Origin of the sequence: Microcoleus sp. Pol8_D6 (genome assembly GCF_036700965.1) — a bacterium.
Classification (GTDB): Bacteria; Cyanobacteriota; Cyanobacteriia; order Cyanobacteriales; family Microcoleaceae; genus Microcoleus.
This window is the reverse complement of record NZ_JAUBPW010000144.1, coordinates 1-3364: the sequence shown is the minus strand read 5'-3', so window position 1 is coordinate 3364 and position 3364 is coordinate 1. Positions and strand designations below refer to the sequence as shown.

3 protein-coding genes are annotated in these 3364 nt (G+C 37.3%); all 3 read left to right on the top strand.

The features are described 5' to 3' along the window. On the top strand, positions 1–1838 hold a 1838-nt coding region (locus tag QUA10_RS28730; protein WP_333086468.1), incomplete at its 5' end, for a helicase-related protein. A gap of 59 nt (positions 1839–1897) precedes the next feature. Next, positions 1898–2077, top strand: a complete 180-nt coding sequence (locus QUA10_RS28725; RefSeq protein WP_333086467.1) for a hypothetical protein — start codon at positions 1898–1900, stop codon at positions 2075–2077. Positions 2078–2699: 622 nt separating this feature from the next. Further along, complete coding sequence (locus tag QUA10_RS29245; RefSeq protein WP_445243612.1) at positions 2700–2960, top strand: hypothetical protein; 261 nt, start codon at positions 2700–2702, stop codon at positions 2958–2960. Positions 2961–3364: the final 404 nt, after the last annotated feature.

The window sequence follows — 3364 nt, the reverse complement described above, 5'->3', positions numbered from 1 at the left end:
GACAATTCGGCATAGTTCACAAAAAACTTATCAAGGCTACTATCTTACCATCATTACTTCTTGGCCACTACCAAAAAATGTATAGGGCAGACACATCAGATGATACTAAACAATTAAGAAAATTAATCCGCGAGATTTCCAAACGTCTAGCGGAATTTGATGAAAAGAGAGATATAGAATATGCCAAAGAGGTAATCTTTCCCTCTGACGGCAACTTTAGTTTTACATCGAGAAATTTAGGAGAAGGCAGCATACCTACTATTTGGGAGTTTCAGAAAAAACTACTAGAGAAAGTCAAAAAAAATGATCGAGATGATGACGATGATGATGATACAGATTTAGAAGCAACGATAGAGGAAATATTAGAACTGACAGAATTAGCCTTAAACTTGTTGGCATCAGGTAGAAGTGTTGAAAATGCCAAGCTAAACTGGCTAAGAGCTATGCTTGAAGCACATCCAGATTCTCGTTTTCTCGTTTTTACTGAGGTCTTACAAACTACTGCTATTATTAAAGCAACTTTCGATAAACAAAGTCAGGCTCTTACTGGGGAGATGAGTGCTGATGATCGAAAGAATGTAGTTAAGGACTTTTACGATCGCAACCAAAAATACCGCATCCTTGTCGCAACTTCTGCAGCGGACGAAGGATTAGATTTTCAAGTAGCCAATAAAGTTGTGCATTGGGATCTCAGTCCCGATCCTGCTGTTTTAATGCAACGTAATGGGAGGGTTGCTCGATTAGGTCAAATTTCTGATGTCACTGCCTACTATCTCATTTTAGAGGGTACATTAGCTGAAAAAAGAGATACAGCCTTACTAAAGCGTCTCGAAACAGCAGGAGTTACAGATCCGCGTATGCAATTGAAAATTTTGGGACAGCTTGATAATAAGCAAGAGGGCAAAATTGCAAGTGCTATTGAAGATGACAGTGGTGATGGACAAACTGTAGACAAAATTCTACAAGTAGCAAAGGAAAGCAGTGATCTCATGGAGACAGAGCTTCGTAAGTTAAATGAACAGCTAAAGCCCATTGAGGTTCTCGATCGCGATAAGCTACTTAAACGCCTCAAAACTTGGCATAATTTGGAAGTTACTCAATACGATACTTACAAGCATAAATTAGTTTTTGAATCAAAAGAATGGCAACGTCCTGTTTTTGGAGAAGAGAAAACAGAGATGGAGTCAGCAGTTTCTGAAGTTCTCGTAATCAAGCAGAAAAACAAAAAAGATAGAAAATTTAACTTTGACCCAGAATTTGCTCTTTTTAGCCAAGAAAAAACTCCCGATCGATTAGCAGGGTTGCTGCCTTGGAACCAGAAAGAAAGTGAGGGAGGTACAAAACAACATCAACCTTTTTTTGACATTGATCCAATTGGAGCCTTAACCCAGTCTCTTGCTAGACAAAGAGAAGCGGATTTTATGGCTGTTTCTGCACAAAAGCTCTGCGAACATTTTCCCAATCTTAAAGGCTGCTCTTACTTGCTGTTTGCAACCCATCCATTACGAGAATTGGAGAAAAAAAAATCATCAGACTCAGCTAAATACTTGACATACTACACTTTTACAACTGATTTTAGTCAGCCAGTCAATCCCGATGGTGCTTCTGCTATTGAAGTACATGACATGATTACTTTCTTGGAGGCGCAAATTGTTCAAGGTGTAGTCTCTCTATCATCCGAAGTAATCGATCTGGCAAAATCAGCAGGGCGGGATATCTCTAAATGGGTGCAAGATTCTTTCAGCATGGGTGGTGATGATTTCTTAGATGAAGAGTCAAGTTATTTCGTGCCGATTCCTGTTGCTTTGGTAGCTATAGCAATTCCATTTGAGATGTAAATAGGGATTTCTATGGTAAAATAGAAAAGTTTGATAATAAATGAAAGGGAAGAAAGCAAATGTCAGCCAATCAAAATGAAAAAGAAAGACAAATAGAAGGTTTAATCAAATTTATAAATAGTAATGGAGACTCGCGAGAAATGAAGAGAGCCTTAGCCGTAAAACTGGCTCTACAAGGTTATGTGTACAGAGCGATAGAAAATATACTAAATGTATCTCAAGGTTATGTAAGTAAATGAAAAAAAAAATTTATAACACAAGGAATACCAGGTCTAAAATTAGGCTATAGAGGAGCGAAAACCAAGCTAACAAGAGAAGAGGAAGAATCAACCATACAGTGGTTATCATGCCAAGAATATTGGGATATATCCGAACTAGAAATATATTTAATAGAGGAGTACGATGTCATATTTGAATCGAAAGAAAGTTACTATAAGATTTACAGAAAAGCGAAGATAACCAGACAAAAAGCTGAAAAACTAAATCCGAGAAAAAAATGAAGAATTAGTCAAGAAAAGCAATGAAAAAATCAACCAAATTCTCGAAGATAATAGAGAGGAAATAGAGTCGGGACAGCTTGTAGTGTATGCAATAGACGAATGCCATTTAATGGGAGGAGACATCTTCTGGTGAAGCATGGGGAAAGTCAAAAGAACGCGTGAAAATACCAATTAATAATTATAAAGATAGACAAACTTATTATGGTGCATTAAATTTGTTAGAACCAGATTTAATTCTCGAAACATATTCAACAGAAAATGGAGAAAATACTGTCAAATTTGTCGAAAATTTACAAAAAAAAATGTCGAAAAAAGATTGTTAATATTTTGGGATGGAGTCAGACATCATACCGGAGAGAATATGCAGAATTTTTTAGCAAAACAAAATGAAGGACTAGCCCCTTCGGAATGGAAAATTACTTGTGAACTTTTTGCCCCTTATGCACCCGAAGAAAATCCAGTTGAAGCAATTTGGTTTCAATTAAAAAGTTTGCTCAGGAGGTTTTATCGTTTCGGCAATAATTTTAATATTGTTAATCTTTTATTTCAATTGTTTGCTAAATATAATCTTTTCAATTTTCCTAACTTGAAAAGATTTGATGCCTTTTCACAATTGATTTAGGATTGCTATATTGTTGATCCGATCGCAGAAGTTAAAGAAAATAACATCCCATAACATCGCCCTTTATTTTTTCTGATGACCGAGCGCCTAAAATGAAAGAGCGATCGCCCCTCGCACCAAATACCAAAGACTGCGATGATTCTACGGAGTGCGATCGCACATAATCATCATCCCTAATTTGCGATCAACCTCCCGCATCAATTCTCCACAAAGCATCCGGCTGAAATTCGTTATCTGCGTCCAAGCGCACAATAGCATTCTCGCCCAATTCCACCCAGCCAACCTCTAATTTGATTGTGTTGTTCGCAGCGACTTCGGAATCTTACCGCTGTAGTTTAGACTAAAGAATGAGCGCAGCTAAAAGTAGCCACCTTTGAATCTCAGGCAAGCTGTTGCTCAAAAAC